This is a genomic window from Photobacterium chitinilyticum (genome assembly GCF_004104355.1).
Classification (GTDB): domain Bacteria; phylum Pseudomonadota; class Gammaproteobacteria; order Enterobacterales; family Vibrionaceae; genus Photobacterium; species Photobacterium chitinilyticum.
Genome location: NZ_RJLM01000002.1, coordinates 406,530 through 422,832 on the forward strand (window position 1 = coordinate 406,530; position 16,303 = coordinate 422,832).

The window sequence follows — 16,303 nt, forward strand, 5'->3', positions numbered from 1 at the left end:
TCAACTTTGACAACATATTGGTCCGTTCCAAAAGGAAAAAGGGTTAACAATTTGATCAGGTAGTCCTGTACTGCCCTGAACTTAAGGATCTTGCTTCCCCCCCATTCCTAATAAAATATTGATATCAGCGAAGTGCATATCACGAATCACCGTGTTGCAATGCTTAGCCAGAAGGTTCGACATACCTGGTGCCAAGCCGTCAATTTGAAAAAGTTGTTCTGCGTGACATTTCTCATGTCGGGCGTTATGTCTTTCAAAAATATAATATTGTTATTCACGCCGATATTCTTTGGGCATTGCATTGGGTGCATTCTTTCCCTGTCTTTTTTCGGGTGATTGTTAACAGTCTAGACTAAGGTCTAATACATATTGTTAACAATGCGCTTGATCGAAGCCGTTTTTAGGGCTAAATTTGTTCACAAGTTAACCAATTGTTGACAATGATGATGACCAAACAAGACGTAATACTTGAAACTGTCGACAATCTTGCTGGGAATGGGATTGCCAAGGAGCTCACCAAGTCAGAGAACCTGACAGAGCAATTAATTGATTTAATCGTAAACGGTGATTACCCGGCTGGCAGTAAGATTTCTGAACCTGAGTTAGCCCGCCGCTTTGGCGTCAGCCGAGGTCCGTTGCGTGAAGCGATGATGCGAGTGGAGTCTCTGGGTTTGGTGGAACGTGTACCGCATGTGGGGGCGAGAGTCGTTGCCCTGACTCAGGAAAAGCTGATTGAAATTTACTCGGTACGAGAAGCATTGGAAGGCATGGCCGCCCGTCTGGCATGTATCCATATTACTGACAAAGAAATTAATGCCCTGCAGCAATTGCTGGAAACCCACCAAAAGCATATCGAGCAGGTTGATGGTGCTTCTTATTTTCATCAGCAGGGGGATTTTGATTTTCACTACCGAATAATCAAAGCCAGTCGAAATAGCAAATTAATCAGCTTGTTGTGTGATGAACTCTATCACTTGCTCCGGATGTATCGCTATCAGTCTCAGCGTTTGCATTCGCGTCCACAACAGGCTTTGAGAGAACACTTCCATTTGCTTGCCGCATTGCGGGAAAGAGATGGAGAGCTGGCGGAAATGCTGATGCGACGCCATATCATGCGCAGCCGGCTGCTGATTGAACAACAACTGAAAGATGACAAGGAGATAGCCTCATGAGTCCAGGGAAAAGCTTCCGGCATGCCGTTGCTGCCAACCATCCGCTGCAGATTGTCGGCACTGTTAACCCTTATTGCGCCATGATGGCCGAGCAGGTAGGACACCAGGCCATATATCTGTCGGGCGGCGGGATTGCCAATGCTTCATACGGTCTGCCGGATCTGGGGATCACAACCTTGAATGATGTTCTGGAAGATGTACGCCGAATTACCGCAGCAACGACCTTGCCGCTGTTGGTTGATATCGATACTGGTTTTGGTGGCGCATTTAATATTGCCCGCACCGTCAAAGAGATGGAGCGAGCGGGAGCGGCGGCAATACACATGGAGGATCAGGTTGCACAGAAGCGTTGCGGCCACCGTCCGAACAAGGCCATTGTTAGCCAGGAGGAAATGGTTGACCGTATCAAGGCGGCTGTCGATGCCCGCGTTGATAAGGACTTTGTCATCATGGCGCGTACCGATGCGCTGGCCGTGGAGGGGATGGACGCCGCCATTGAGCGGGCGATAGCCTGTGTCGAAGCTGGCGCAGATATGATTTTCCCGGAGGCCATCAATACTCTTGAGCAGTATCAGCAGTTTTCGGATGCCGTGAAAGTACCGATCCTTGCCAATATTACTGAGTTTGGTCAAACGCCGTTGTTCAGTGGTGAAGAGCTGGCAGAATGTGGTGTCGACATGGTGCTGTATCCGTTGTCCGCGTTTCGGGCGATGAACCTCGCGGCGCTGAATGTCTATCAGCATATAAGGAAAGATGGCCATCAGCGCAATGTGGTGGATCAGATGCAAACCCGTGAACAGCTCTACCATTACTTGGGTTACCACGATTATGAGCAGAAGCTCGATAAACTGTTCAACGAAAAGTAAATCAAAGCTACAGTAATTTACTGTATATAAAACAACGAGTGTAGTAGATGACTTATTATTCTAAATAATAAGTGTAATAACAATAATATAAACAAAAATAATAAAAAACAGATAACAACAGTAATAATAAATAGGCAGGGAAGCCAGCTCGCTAATAAGCGGGAAGCCTAAGAAATTTAATACCTATAATAATATTACTAATAATTGACTATTTATTTAGTACTGATTCAGTCGCTGCCATTTCGAAGGGTACGAGTCTCACCTGTAGCTAGCGAAATCGCAATGGATTAACGTGAACAAATAAGGAGTCTGCTATGACTGCTATAGCCGTAGCTGATACGAACAAGGACAAGAAGCAAGACGATAAGAAATCATTGAGCGGTGCGGGTCTGCGCGGTCAAAGCGCCGGAACAACGTCACTGTGTACTGTTGGCCAAAGCGGGACGGGGTTGACTTACCGTGGTTATGACATCACTGATTTGGCGAACCATGCCGAATTTGAAGAAGTGGCGCACCTGTTACTCAAGGGAAAATTACCGACTCAAGCTGAACTGGATGGTTATAAGCAGGTACTGAAGAGTGCCCGTGGACTGCCACCATCACTGTGCCAGGTTCTGGAAGCGATTCCGGCTGACGCCCACCCGATGGATGTGATGCGTACCGGTTGTTCGATGCTAGGAAATCTCGATCAGGAACTCGACTTTTCCGAGCAGGACGAGAAAACCGATACTTTGCTTGCCATGCTTCCGGCCATTATCTGCTACTGGTATCGCTACAGTCATGATGGTGTTCGTATCGATACAGCTAATAGCAGTCAGGATAGTATTGGCGGCTATTTCCTCGAGATGCTGACAGGCAAAGCCCCGTCAGAACTGCACAAGCAGGTTATGCATTGCTCGCTGGTTCTGTATGCCGAACATGAGTTCAATGCTTCGACGTTTACCGCTCGTGTTTGCGCTTCGACATTGTCTGATCTCCATTCTTGTATTACGGCTGCCATTGGTAGTTTGCGCGGTCCCTTGCATGGTGGTGCCAATGAAGCGGCCATGGCGATGATCGAGCAGTGGCAGACTGCGGATGAGGCTGAAGCTGGCATCATGGAGATGCTGGCGAACAAAGACAAAATTATGGGCTTCGGCCATGCAATTTACCGTGAATCTGATCCCCGAAATGCTTTAATTAAAGCATGGTCGGAAAAGCTCTCTGCCGATGTTGGCGATACCCATCTGTATGCAGTCTCTGAGCGTGTCGAGCAGGTGATGAAGCGGGAAAAGGGGCTGTTTTGTAACGCAGACTTTTTCCATGCCTCGGCCTATCACTTCATGGGGATACCGACCAAGTTGTTTACCCCCATTTTTGTTATGAGCCGAGTCACAGGCTGGGCTGCCCATGTCTATGAGCAGCGTGCCAATAACCGGATTATCCGTCCGAGTGCCGATTACGAAGGACCGGAGCATCAGGATTGGCTGCCAATTGAAGGGCGCAGTTAACGCTTAAATACAGACTTCGTGCCAAGGAGTTACACCTCAAACTCCTCCCTTAAAAGGGGGGAGAGCCAATTGCCTGATAGGTCTGCGAGCAGTAAATTCACGGATGTAAGCTATGAATATTAATACAAAATACCGTAAGCCTCTTGCAGGCAGCGGGCTTGATTTCTTTGATACCCGAGAAGCCGTAAACGATATATCTCCCGGTGCGTACGAGACGCTCCCCTATACCTCGCGCGTGTTGGCCGAGCAGCTGGTCAGACGCTGCGATCCGGATTCATTAACCAATAGCCTGAAACAGATCATCGAACGTAAGCGCGACCTTGATTTTCCATGGTATCCGGCGCGTGTGGTGTGCCACGATATCCTGGGACAAACTGCTTTAGTCGATTTAGCAGGTCTGCGGGATGCCATTGCCGATCAGGGGGGCGACCCGGCGAAGGTCAATCCGGTTGTGGAAACGCAATTGATTGTCGACCACTCGTTGGCGGTTGAGCATGCTGGTTCTGATCCTGATGCATTTGATAAAAACCGTGCGATAGAAGATCGCCGCAACGAAGACCGTTTCCACTTTATCGAGTGGTGTAAAACTGCATTTGAAAACGTCAGCGTGATCCCTGCCGGTAACGGCATCATGCACCAGATCAACCTGGAAAAAATGTCGCCAGTGGTTCAGGCCAAGAACGGTATCGCCTACCCCGATACGTGTGTCGGCACCGACAGCCACACACCGCACGTTGATGCGCTGGGTGTGATCGCGATTGGAGTGGGTGGGCTTGAAGCGGAAACGGTAATGCTGGGTCGCCCATCCATGATGCGTCTGCCGGATATTGTCGGTATAAAACTGACAGGTAAACGCCAGCCTGGCATTACTGCCACCGATATTGTCCTCGCTATCACCGAGTTTTTACGTAACGAGCGTGTGGTTTCATCTTATCTGGAATTCTTTGGCGAAGGGGCGAAAGATCTCACCATCGGTGATCGCGCGACCATCTCCAATATGACGCCAGAATATGGTGCCACTGCGGGTATGTTCTATATTGATGAGCAGACCATAAACTACCTCAAGTTGACAGGCCGAGATGAGCAGCAAGTCGAGTTGGTGGAACAATACGCCAAGCAAACGGGTTTGTGGGCAGACTCTCTGGAGAGTGCAGTTTACGAGCGAGTGCTGGAATTCGATTTATCGACAGTTTCCCGCAATATGGCAGGTCCGTCGAACCCTCATCGTCGCCTGCCGACTTCAGAGCTTGCTTCTCGCGGGATTTCTGGCGAATGGGAAGAGAAAGAGGGCGAACTGCCTGATGGTGCAGTGATTATTGCCGCCATCACCTCTTGTACCAACACCAGTAACCCGCGCAACGTGATAGCTGCCGCTCTGTTGGCGAAGAAAGCCAATGAGCTGGGCTTGATCCGTAAACCCTGGGTGAAATCGTCGTTTGCCCCGGGGTCGAAAGTCGCCAAGTTGTATTTGGAAGAAGCAGGGCTACTGCCAGAGCTGGAAAAATTGGGCTTTGGTATTGTTGGTTATGCCTGTACGACCTGTAATGGCATGAGTGGTGCTTTGGATCCCAAAATCCAGCAAGAGATCATCGATCGTGATCTATATACAACCGCAGTACTTTCCGGCAACCGTAACTTTGATGGTCGTATTCATCCCTATGCCAAGCAGGCGTTTTTGGCTTCACCGCCTCTGGTTGTTGCTTATGCGTTAGCGGGTTCTATTCGCTTTGATATCGAGCGTGATGCCCTTGGTACCGATAATCAGGGTAATCCCATTTACCTCAATGATTTGTGGCCAAGTGATGAAGAAATTGATGCGGTTGTCGGTAAGTGTGTTAGGCCGGAGCAGTTCAATCAGGTCTACATCCAGATGTTTAAGCTGAACGACGAAGCGCGCAACAGCAATCCGCTATACGACTGGCGTCCAATGAGTACCTATATTCGCCGCCCACCTTATTGGGAAGGTGCTTTGGCGGGAGAACGAACGCTGTCGGGCATGCGTCCACTGGCGGTTCTGGGTGACAACATTACGACCGACCATTTGTCGCCGTCTAATGCGATTCTGGCTTCCAGCGCAGCAGGGGAGTATCTGGCCAAAATGGAGGTGCCGGAAGAGGACTTTAACTCTTATGCAACGCACCGTGGTGATCATTTGACGGCGCAGCGTGCTACGTTCGCCAACCCTAAACTCTTCAACGAAATGGTCAAAGAGAATGGCGAAGTTGTGCAGGGGTCAATGGCTCGTATTGAGCCGGAAGGCAAGGTTACTCGCATGTGGGAAGCGATTGAAACCTATATGAACCGCAAACAGCCTTTGATTGTGGTGGCTGGCGCGGATTACGGTCAGGGCTCTTCCCGTGACTGGGCGGCGAAAGGAGTTCGCTTGGCCGGGGTAGAGGCTATTGCTGCTGAAGGCTTCGAGCGTATTCACCGAACTAATTTGGTGGGGATGGGCATACTGCCACTGCAGTTTAAGCAGGGCACCAACCGTAATACCCTGGAGTTGGACGGTACCGAGCTATACGACGTTATCGGTGTGATAACACCCGGTGCAGATTTAGCTTTGGTGATCACTCGCGCCAACGGTGAAAAAGTCGATGTGGCAGTCACCTGTCGTCTCGATACGGCTGATGAAGTGGCCGTTTATGACGCTGGCGGTGTGTTGCAGCGCTTTGCCCAAGACTTCTTGGCTCAGTAGGGGGAGATGATAATGACAAATTCAACGTTCCAGTTACGACCCCAGTCACAACCCCTGTCGCAAATCAAAGTGCCTGCCACCTATATGCGTGGCGGCACCAGCAAGGGTATGTTTTTTAGCTTGGAAGATTTGCCGCCTGAAGCTCAGGTATCTGGCGGTGCTCGTAACAAGTTGCTGCTGAGAGTTATAGGCAGCCCGGATCCTTACGCCAAGCAGATAGACGGTATGGGCGGTGCAACCTCGAGTACCAGCAAAGCGGTTATCGTTTCCAAAAGTAGCAAGGCTGATCACGATGTCGATTATCTGTTTGGTCAGGTATCGATTGATAAGCCCTTTGTTGACTGGAGCGGTAACTGCGGAAACCTCTCTGCGGCGGTAGGCCCATTTGCTATTCAGGCTGGTCTGCTTCCTGAAGGACGTATTCCTGCCAACGGCATCGTCACGGTTCGTGTTTGGCAAGTTAATATCGAGAAAACTATCGTTGTACATGTGCCTATTGTGAATGGGGTTGTACAGGAAACCGGTGACTTTGAGCTCGACGGGGTGACATTCCCCGCCGCCGAGATTCAGGTGGACTTTATGGATCCGGCTGACGGCGATGGTTCGATGTTTCCGACCGGTAATCTGGTTGATGATCTTGAAGTGCCGGGTATCGGTACCTTCAATGCCACACTGATTAATGCGGGTATTCCGACTATTTTTGTCGATGCCGAGGCGATTGGTTACACCGGCACCGAGCTGCAGGATAACATCAATAATGATGATAAAGCATTGGCGATGTTCGAGACCATTCGTGCCTACGGGGCGTTGAAAATGGGGTTGATAACTTGCTTGGAAGAGGCCGAAACTCGCCAGCATACGCCGAAGATCGCTTTTGTTTCCAAGCCGAAAACCTATCAGTCTTCGAGTGGTAAAACCGTTGCTGGTAGTGAGGTGGATATTTTGGTTCGCGCCCTTTCGATGGGTAAGTTACATCACGCCATGATGGGGACGGCAGCCGTCGCGATTGCATCAGCTGCCTGTGTTCCTGGGACGCTGGTTAATTTGGCGGCTGGTGGCGGCGAAAAAGAATCGGTGACGTTCGGGCATCCGTCCGGAACGTTAAAAGTGGGCGCGAAAGCCAAACAGGCAAACCAAGGCTGGGTAGTCGAGAAAGCCATTATGAGCCGCAGCGCTCGCATTTTGATGGAGGGCTTTGTACGTGTTCCCTCTAATGTCTTTGAATAAGATCCTTTGAATAAGCAATGTCAGGACATACTGGAGGAAGCAATATGTCTGCATATCAGAAACAATATCAGTTGGCACAAACTGCGCCGGAAGAATTTTGGAAACAACAGGCAGAAGATATTGCCTGGTTCAAATTTCCTCAAACTATCCTCAGCCAGGATGAACAGGGTATCGAGCGATGGTTTGCCGATGGTGAACTCAATACCGCTTACCTGGCCTTGGATCACCATGTTGAACAGGGCAGAGGTGATCAAACCGCACTGATTTATGACTCCCCTGTCACGGGTCAGAAAGCCCGCTATACCTATCGTGTTCTGCGTGATCAGGTCGCCAAGACTGCTGGCATGCTAGCAAACCTGGGCGTTACCAAAGGGGATCGGGTAGTCATTTATATGCCGATGATCCCGGAAGCGGCGATGGCAATGTTGGCCTGTGCTCGTCTGGGGGCCATTCACTCGGTCGTCTTTGGCGGCTTTGCGCCGAATGAGCTGGCGGTGCGTATTGAAGATGCCGAACCGAAAGTGATCATGACGGCCAGCTGTGGTGTTGAGATCAACAAGGTGCTTCCCTATAAGCCGCTGGTTGATCAGGCCATTATGGACAGCCGTTGGAAACCTGATCATGTGGTGGTTCATCAGCGTAAACAATGCCCGGCAGATCTGAATCAGGAACGCGACAAGGATTGGTCAGCATTATTGCGTACAGCCAAAGCGCATGACTGTGTGTCGGTGAAGGCAACCGATCCGCTCTACATTCTTTATACCTCCGGAACGACGGGCAAACCCAAGGGGGTGGTGCGCGATAATGGCGGTCATGCCGTTGCGATGAAGTACAGCATGGGAACAATCTATGATGTCGAGCCGGGGGATGTGTACTGGGCGGCATCAGATGTCGGGTGGGTGGTCGGGCACTCCTATATTGTCTATGCGCCGTTAATTCATGGCTGTACCACGATTATGTATGAAGGCAAACCTGTACGCACCCCTGATCCGGGCGCTTTCTGGCGAGTTTGTCAGGAGTATGGAGTCAAGGCTCTGTTCTCGGCACCGACGGCTTTCCGAGCGATAAAAAAAGAAGATCCAGAAGGTGGGCACCTCAAGCAGTACCCGATGCCCTCACTGAAAACCATTTTTATGGCTGGTGAGCGCTTGGATCCGCCGACACTGGAATGGGTCGAAAGTAAGACCGGGCGTCCGGTGGTCGATCATTGGTGGCAGACCGAGACGGGCTGGGCCATTGCCGGAAACCCGATTGGCTTGGAAAACTTTGCTGTCAAGCCGGGCTCGGCGACCAAACCTATTCCCGGTTATCTGGTGGAAGTGCTTAACGAAATCGGTGAGCCACAAAAAGCCAGCGAGCAGGGTTACATTGCGATTAAGCGACCATTGCCACCGGGTTGTCTGCCCACTGTTTGGCGTAACCACGATCGTTTTGAATCAGGCTATCTTAGTCAGTTCCCGGGTTACTACGTTTCTGGTGACGGTGGTTATATTGATGAAGACGGTTACCTGTTCGTGATGGGACGTATTGATGATGTGATCAACGTTGCCGGTCACCGTCTGTCTACTGGTGAGATGGAGGAGGTTGTCGGTGGTCATGAAGCCGTTGCAGAGTGTGCGGTAATCGGTATTCATGATGATCTCAAGGGCCAGTTACCATTGGGGCTGGTGGTGCTAAAAGACGGATACGTATCTGAAGGTGGTGCCATAGAGAATGAACTGTTGCAAAAAGTGCGGCAGGAAATTGGTGCTGTAGCCTGCTTCAAACGAGCATTGATTGTCGATCGTCTGCCAAAAACACGATCTGGTAAGATCTTGCGCCGGGTGATCCGCCAGATAGCCGATGGCGAGCAATATGTCGTGCCATCTACAATCGATGATCCAACCAGCCTGCAGGAGATTGAGCGGGTACTGGAATAAGTATTTCTAAAGTTAAAAAAGACTCCCAGAGCAAACAGCTTTTGCATCGCAAGATGCAACGGCTGTTTTTTTATGGGGATAGTTAATGTCCAGGTTAACCGATGATCCTCTGGTCACAACAGCGCTGCTAGTGGCGGTGAAATATAATTCCAATATCCACAGAGTTTTGGCTCTAAACTTGCTTATGAGCTTGTTTAGAGTGGACTAACTCAAGGAGACATTGGATGTCGATTAACGTAACGGTACTGTGTCTTGCATTGGCGGCTGTAGCGTTTGACTATTTTGCGAATAGGGATGGTCTGAATAGCAAGCCACAATCGCAATTTCAAGAGATTAGCGATAGTGATTCAGTGCAGCAGAAAGGTGAGGGTAAGCCGGTCAAGATCGAATTGCCGCCTCGTGGTGTTGTGCTGGGAGCCGTATATGTCGGCCAATGAATGGGATTGTTTTATCTTCCTGATAAAAAAGGGAAATCCCCGCGACACTTGTCGAGGGGATTTTTGCTGATGCAGATAAGATCTAATCGGCTTGATCGTATTTCTTTAGAAATGAGTCTCTTGTTTTTTTCAGAGCGGATTGGGATTGATATTTCAATTTTTGCCTAACCCGTTTTGTGTTCTTATCCATAGTAATAGTTCAATACACTCCCTGTATGCTGGCTAACTGGTGTAGATTATTAATAGCAGCAAAAGGTAGTCATTACATGCTAATTACGGCTTGTAATAGTGATGTGCATTCCAGATTTTGAGCCTCGGGAATAGGCATTGTTATAAGTCACTGAAATGGTAAAAACAAGATGATGACAATTATTAGCTACAGCCTAGCGAGTAATGCAGTCTCTAAGGGGAGGTATTTCTGGTTTGCTGTTCATTGTTAAGGCTGTCACGTAAATCAATCAGCGGTTGTTGGCTGATTTCAATAATGCTGCGAACGGGTCTATCGAGTTCGATGATCAGGGTAAGCACCAATGAGAAGGACATTGCGAAGGGAAGAGCAGCAACAAGCAGTCGGCTTTTTCCCTGCGCGCTGACCTGAACACCATTGAGCGCTATGGTCAGAAAGGTCAGAAGCGTTAGCGTTATCCAGATACTGAGCGGGATTCGCCCTCTCAGTCCGTAGTTTACCCGTTCGCTATGGATGTCAAAGACAATATTTAGTGAATCAATATACAGCATGCTTTGGATTGGCGGCGAGCTATGGTGGGCATTGACGACGATTTGCCACAAATCTTGCTGGATTTGCTCACTTTCAGTAATTACTTGATTAACAATTTTTTTTGCCTGACTTTGATCTTCTACGACACGAATATTGACGTACTTGACTAGCCGCTCTCGACTCTGGCTCCTATAGGGTTCATCCAGCAGCCCCGTTCGCAGTATTGCTGTACCTACCGCATTGGCTTCTTTTAATACCAACTGCTTTCTGATGTCATTTTTTGAGGCGGCCATGCTGAATGTAATAGCCAGAATAAAGGCGAGAAGACTGGCAAGCCCGGTTGCCATCGGGCTGATGGCTTTGCTGATCTGGCTAGAGGCGAAACGACGGGTAAGGCGAAAGCCAAACTCAAACATGATGCTAATTGAACAAAAAACCAGAGCCAGAATGAGAAAAATAGACAATGAATCAATGTAGGTGTCTTGAAACATAAATAGCCTTGTACCTTTGTTTTTATTGGTAGCGCTTCAACGCTTTTGGTTGTCAAAAGTATAGCGGCTTACAACGAGAGGGAGTATGAACAGGAATAAAATAGAATATCAGAATTAGCATCGACAGGAATGAACGTGCATAAAATGGCATTCATGCCTACTTCAATTGGGCATTATCTTCTATGGTTTGTGTAGTGTCTTTGTCGAAGGAGAACTCCATGGGATATAAGCATGTGCTGCTGGCATTGAATCTGGATGAAAATGCCGAGTATTTGATACTCAAGGCGGCGGAGATGGCCCGCATCTACCATGCGCTGTTCAGCGTGATCCATATTGACCCTGATCTAGGTCACCTAGAGCAAGGCGTCAGGGAGTTTGATGCTGTCAATATTGATGATAGCGAGCATTACGAATCGGTAGCAAAGATGAAGCGGCTTCTCAAAGGGACCAATTACCCGCTGTATAAGCATTTGTTCTATACCGGCTATATTGAAGATCAGATGGAAAATGCAATAAATCAGTATGATGTCGATTTATTGGTCTTGGGCCACCATCAGTCCAATATCTTCCGTCAGCTGATGTTATCGCTTAGCGAACCTTTGGTCAGGCAAATGCCTTGCGATATTCAGTTACTGAAGCTAGAGAAATAGCGCTAAAGCGCTGTGTAGTCGTTGCCATTTTACTTGTCGATAAGGGGCGGGACGGATTGCCAGCGATAGACAAATTCATCAACCTTGCTACCGTCCGGGGCTTGCCATTGCTGGGCTTTGGTATTGAACGCCCCGAGTTTTTGGTAGAATTTCTGGGCGGCTTGATTGCCAGCCAATACCTCAAGATACATCCCTTTGTTCGGTGCCTGCTGATGGGATAGCTTGGCAGCTGATTGTAAAAGCTGCTTGCCAAGCCCAAGCCCCTGATAGCCTTGATTGATATGCAGGTTTTCTATCAGCGTTCCCCATTCCTGATGGTTATCCAAATAAACACAGATGAACCCGCAGAGACTTTCTCCTTCACAGGCAACCAAAATCCTTTGGTGGATTTTAGGCGCAGCAAAACGTTGCTGCCAAATATTTCGTCGATCCGGAAAAATATCGTGACTGAGGTATTTATCGGATAATAATCCTCTATATATCGCCTGCCAGCTTGAAGCGTGTAATGCAGCAATCGCAGCCATATCATCAGTTGTGGCGATGTTAATCTCTATCATTGGCTCAACCATAGTCACTTTCTCATTCCTTTTAGCTTTGCGTTTGGGTATATCCGTGTATATCGGCCTTTGAGGATAAGTTAATATCGTTAATGTACATAAAGTTAGAATATCAGTTATTTGAAACTGAAGGGAAACGTAACTTGAATTGGAATTGTAGATGAATATTCAGCACCTGAAAGCATTTGTACAGGCTGCACATCTTGGATCTATTTCTGCCGCAGCTCGTGAAATGGGAAAGCGCCAGTCTTAGGTTAGCCAGTGGATAGCCGATCTGGAAGTTGATTTTGGGGTAGAGCTGTTTGTCCGTACCGGCAACAGTACCCGCCCTGCGGCTCTGGCGAAGTCTTGCTAATTCCGGCGATCTGATTGCTGCCGACGTAGAGGATCTTCCCGTTGGCGATAGCAACGGCTTCGGCAGGTTTGTCGGTATAAACCTTGGCATTTGTAAAAATGGTATCGGCCAGTTCGGCGGCAGTCGCGTGTTGCGCAGACATCAGTGCGATGCCGTGCAGGGCAGCTTGTCGGGCTTTATTCATTATTGTGATCCTAATTGCTTTATGGTTGCGAGTAAATGAGCTGTGAACTCTAACAAGGCCATATCTGTCGTTCCTGACAGTACAGTATGGGCAATGATTAGAGAAAGAATAGGAAATAAATATTGATAACAAACAGGTAAGCTAAGTTGGCATACTATTTTTTTAAAATGCTATAGCAATCATACAAATAGACACGCTCGTGTGTGAATATACCATAATGTAAATATTGGAAGTTGAAATAGAGTGAGTGAAAGGAATGAAGCCGGGAGAGACAGGTCTAAAACGTGTTTTTGATGCCACTATCTATTCTATTCAGGGGCTTAAAGCTGCTTGGAAATATGAAGAAGCATTTCGAATGGAGATTGTGTTGCTGGTTTTGCTCACTACCCTCACTTTCTTTTTGCCTGTGACTAAGTTTGAGCAGTTGGCAATGATTGCCAGCCTCTTTTTGGTAGTGATTGTCGAGCTGCTGAATTCGGCCGTTGAAGCCGTTGTTGATCGCATTGGTTCTGACTATCACGAGTTGTCCGGAAGAGCAAAAGATATTGGTTCTGCGGCTGTTTTTGTGTCAATGATCTTTGTCGGGATCACGTGGTTTGTGGTGCTGTTTGTATAGCAGGTTATACCTAACCAGGCTCGACAGTGAAATGTTATGGTGTCGAGCCATATGGTAACAAAGAGATGAAATAAGCTATTATTAATAAAGTAAAATGCTATTTTTATTATTAAAAATCAAATACATTAATTTGTTCGTTATTAACGCTTAAATCGCTATGAACGAGAAATCGTCCAGCTTTCGGAACAGTCTTTACATTCCATATCTGCATCGGTAATACTTTTTGATTTAATATAAGTATTAGATGATTCACATTTAGGGCATTGTGTCCGTGATGGTGGACAGTTAACATCGACGCAGTGGTTATCTTTGTCCGTCGATTTTATCATCGGTTGTTTGCAGTCTGGACATAACATTTAATAACACTCCTTTTATTAAATTTAAGACATTGCTTTTAATAATGCTGACATTTAATATCATTGCAATTGATAAAAGACTATAGCCGCCGAATGCTTATTATATATTCATTGATCACAGTCATTATTTATTTCTTTAAGAGAAAATCCTGTTATTCGCTGTTTCTTGTTGATCTTTAATATGTAATTACTATCCATACATGATTTTTCATTAGTCTTGGTTGTTTTTAAGTTTTTTGTCTCATCAAGAACGTAATGTGTGTGCTTGTTATAAATCCATACGAGTGCAGTTGCATCCTCAAGTGCTTTTTTGTGCTGGGCGCATAACAACTTGTAGCATAGTGGGCTTAATGTAGATCAATAAAAGTCTCGGTTATTAATTCATTTAATAATAAGAAGTTTACATATTCCGCCTACAAATACAGTATTCGATTTTTGTGCGAAAAGGGCAGAGGGTAAGTACTCTCATGCTGGACTATGTGGAATATAATTAATAATAAAAGTATAGGGTTTCAGCTGAAGTTAGTAATAAGCGTGTTAATCATCACCGCTTTTACTTCAGTCGCAACCATTGTTTACCGTAATTCTTCTGAAATACTGCTAGAGCATACTCTGGAAGAGCAGCAGTCGAAACTGGATGCGTTGGCCGTTACTATTTCAAGCCAGTTTGAAATTTATCTGGATAATGCTCGCGAGCTGGAAAGTGCATTTCGTCAGGGCTACCTGCATGGCTTGTCCTTTGAAGATCAAAAGGTAAGTTTTGCCGGACAGCAGGTACAGAATGTCACGCTGAACAATAAATCACTGATCAACAATACCGACATAGTGGATCGTTTCAGCCGTGATACGGGGGCGATTGCGACATTGTTTGTTGCATCGGGCAATGATTTTGTTCGTGTTGCTACTTCTTTGAAAGATGATAGCGGTAAGCGGGCGTTGGGGACAAAGCTTGGGCATGGACACCCTGGTTTTAACAACATAAGCAGCGGCCAGGCATATTACGCCAAGGTTGTGTTATTTGGTGATACCTATCTGACTTACTACTCGCCGATCAAAGATGAGAATGGCCGAGTGGTTGCTATTTCATTCATCGGCATTCCGATTGATGAAGCGACAAAGGCTGTCTTTGCAAGTCTGGCCAATATTCGTTGGGGCGATACGGGCTATACCATTGTGGTGGATAATGACAAGGACAGCCTAGGCGAGTATCTCTATCACCCTGTCATTAAAGAGAAAGGGACATCAATTCTTAATATGACTGACTATAACGGCAACAAGCCGTTTGGTGAGTTATTTGAGTCAACAAGTGGCTTGATGACATACCCGTATGAATATAATGGTGTTGTAGGCGACAAATACCTTGTCTATACCGAGGTTCCGGGCTGGAACTGGAAGCTGCTGGGCGGTACGTTCGTTAGTGAGGTTACCAAGGGCAGCCAGCATTTATTGATGGTGATAATTATTGTCGCCGTCGCTGCCTGCCTGGTTACTTTTGTTATTCTTAGCCTGTACCTGAGTAAACTGATAAAGCCTCTGAAGACGTTGACGGGTTATATGGATCGTTTAGGCAAAGGTGAAGTGACACTGGTAATGGAACAAGGCAATGGCCAGTCAGGGAACGAGATCGAGCGCCTGACATACGGTGTTGCTTCGATGGCGACTAAGCTAAACAGTTTGGTCGGGGAGATCAGAACAAGCAGTGAGTCGGTTCAGAGCCAGGCAAGCAGCCTGTCGAGCGATGCCCACCAGAGCCTGAGTCAGTCTGATATCCAGCAGGATCAGGTTGAGCAAGTTGTGACTGCCATAGAAGAAATGGCGTCGTCAGCCAAGTCGGTAGCAGAGCAGGTCGAGGCGATAGCCGAAAGTGTCCGTTCGGCAAACGATGACAGTGTTTCTGGTTCTGATCTGGTTTCACAGGTTAGTGTAGAAATCGCCAGCCTTAACGAGCAATTGATACAGTCGGCAGAAGCGATCAATATGGTTAGTCGTGAAAGTGACAACATTCAAACTGTTACGCGCATGATTGACGAGATCGCCGAGCAAACCAACCTGCTGGCACTGAATGCGGCTATCGAAGCTGCCCGTGCCGGTGAGCAAGGGCGCGGGTTTGCCGTGGTGGCTGATGAAGTGAGAACACTGGCTCACCGGACCCAGGAATCGGTCAAGGAAGTGGTTAGTATTATCGAACAATTGCGCGGCTGTACCAGCAGCGCGGTGTCAATGATGTCCGAGAGCCAAAAGAAAGGAAAACTGGTGACCGAGCAGGCCACTCAGGCTGGCTTGGCGCTCGAAGGGATAACGACTCAGGTAACGGCGATTGCCGCCCAGTCCGAGACGATTGCCGCGACATCGGAAGAACAGGCTCAGGTCTCACAGGAGATTGCCACCAATGCGACAGAAATCAGTAACCTGAACCGTCAGGGACGAGATATTGCTGCGCAGACGTCGAAGCGTGCTGATCATTTGCAGGAGCTCTCTGTTGAGTTGAAACAGCAGGTGGATTATTTCCATTAATCCATAATCAGAACGTTACTGTTTAATAAAGTTAAAGAGAGGCTCGCCTCTCT

At 47.7% G+C, this 16,303-nt stretch carries 14 protein-coding genes; 11 read left to right on the forward strand and 3 right to left on the reverse strand.

Annotated features, from left to right (window positions below; translation table 11 throughout):
* Positions 1 to 446: 446 nt before the first annotated feature.
* The 7 genes from EDI28_RS07955 to EDI28_RS07985 all read left to right on the forward strand — a co-directional run bounded on the left by EDI28_RS07955 (position 447) and on the right by EDI28_RS07985 (position 9,809).
* Positions 447 to 1,172, forward strand: a complete 726-nt coding sequence (locus EDI28_RS07955; protein ID WP_128783540.1) for a GntR family transcriptional regulator — start codon at positions 447 to 449, stop codon at positions 1,170 to 1,172.
* Positions 1,169 to 2,038: a methylisocitrate lyase gene (prpB, locus tag EDI28_RS07960; protein ID WP_128783314.1), complete on the forward strand. Its 870-nt coding sequence runs from the start codon at positions 1,169 to 1,171 to the stop codon at positions 2,036 to 2,038. Before EDI28_RS07955 ends, prpB begins: the two co-directional genes overlap by 4 nt.
* A gap of 314 nt (positions 2,039 to 2,352) precedes the next feature.
* Positions 2,353 to 3,528 (forward strand): bifunctional 2-methylcitrate synthase/citrate synthase, encoded by a 1,176-nt coding sequence (gene prpC / locus EDI28_RS07965; protein WP_233353311.1) that lies wholly within the window; start codon positions 2,353 to 2,355, stop codon positions 3,526 to 3,528.
* A gap of 112 nt (positions 3,529 to 3,640) precedes the next feature.
* Positions 3,641 to 6,226 (forward strand): Fe/S-dependent 2-methylisocitrate dehydratase AcnD, encoded by a 2,586-nt coding sequence (acnD, locus tag EDI28_RS07970; protein WP_128783315.1) that lies wholly within the window; start codon positions 3,641 to 3,643, stop codon positions 6,224 to 6,226.
* Positions 6,227 to 6,238: 12 nt separating this feature from the next.
* Positions 6,239 to 7,453: a 2-methylaconitate cis-trans isomerase PrpF gene (gene prpF / locus EDI28_RS07975; RefSeq protein ID WP_128783316.1), complete on the forward strand. Its 1,215-nt coding sequence runs from the start codon at positions 6,239 to 6,241 to the stop codon at positions 7,451 to 7,453.
* A 44-nt stretch (positions 7,454 to 7,497) separates the two neighbouring features.
* A complete protein-coding gene (locus tag EDI28_RS07980) occupies positions 7,498 to 9,372 on the forward strand; it encodes a propionyl-CoA synthetase (RefSeq protein ID WP_164918501.1) in 1,875 nt (624 codons plus the stop codon).
* 224 nt (positions 9,373 to 9,596) lie between these two features.
* A complete protein-coding gene (locus tag EDI28_RS07985) occupies positions 9,597 to 9,809 on the forward strand; it encodes a hypothetical protein (protein WP_128783318.1) in 213 nt (70 codons plus the stop codon).
* Positions 9,810 to 10,211: 402 nt separating this feature from the next.
* On the opposite strand, the gene EDI28_RS07990 is transcribed toward EDI28_RS07985, so the two are convergent.
* Positions 10,212 to 11,018 (reverse strand): bestrophin-like domain, encoded by an 807-nt coding sequence (locus EDI28_RS07990; protein WP_128783319.1) that lies wholly within the window; start codon positions 11,016 to 11,018, stop codon positions 10,212 to 10,214.
* 218 nt (positions 11,019 to 11,236) lie between these two features.
* Between EDI28_RS07990 and EDI28_RS07995 the strand changes: the two genes are divergently transcribed.
* A complete protein-coding gene (locus tag EDI28_RS07995; protein WP_164918502.1) occupies positions 11,237 to 11,668 on the forward strand; it encodes a universal stress protein in 432 nt (143 codons plus the stop codon).
* A gap of 29 nt (positions 11,669 to 11,697) precedes the next feature.
* Here the strand turns inward: EDI28_RS07995 and EDI28_RS08000 are convergent, their stop codons facing one another.
* Positions 11,698 to 12,237 (reverse strand): GNAT family N-acetyltransferase, encoded by a 540-nt coding sequence (locus EDI28_RS08000; protein WP_233353323.1) that lies wholly within the window; start codon positions 12,235 to 12,237, stop codon positions 11,698 to 11,700.
* A 148-nt stretch (positions 12,238 to 12,385) separates the two neighbouring features.
* On the opposite strand from EDI28_RS08000, the gene EDI28_RS27870 reads away from it, so the two are divergent.
* Complete coding sequence (locus EDI28_RS27870; protein ID WP_438942783.1) at positions 12,386 to 12,478, forward strand: LysR family transcriptional regulator; 93 nt, start codon at positions 12,386 to 12,388, stop codon at positions 12,476 to 12,478.
* A 1-nt stretch (position 12,479) separates the two neighbouring features.
* Here the strand turns inward: EDI28_RS27870 and EDI28_RS27875 are convergent, their stop codons facing one another.
* Positions 12,480 to 12,764 carry a hypothetical protein gene (locus tag EDI28_RS27875; RefSeq protein ID WP_438942784.1) on the reverse strand — a complete coding sequence of 95 codons (285 nt, stop codon included), beginning with the start codon at positions 12,762 to 12,764 and terminating at the stop codon, positions 12,480 to 12,482.
* Positions 12,765 to 13,020: 256 nt separating this feature from the next.
* Here EDI28_RS27875 and EDI28_RS08010 point away from each other — a divergent pair, with 256 nt between their 5' ends.
* Both EDI28_RS08010 and EDI28_RS08015 read left to right on the forward strand, forming a co-directional pair.
* A complete protein-coding gene (locus EDI28_RS08010; protein WP_128783322.1) occupies positions 13,021 to 13,380 on the forward strand; it encodes a diacylglycerol kinase in 360 nt (119 codons plus the stop codon).
* An 833-nt stretch (positions 13,381 to 14,213) separates the two neighbouring features.
* On the forward strand, positions 14,214 to 16,250 hold the full coding sequence (locus EDI28_RS08015) for a methyl-accepting chemotaxis protein (protein WP_128783323.1): 2,037 nt from the start codon (positions 14,214 to 14,216) through the stop codon (positions 16,248 to 16,250).
* The last annotated feature ends 53 nt before the right edge of the window (positions 16,251 to 16,303 follow it).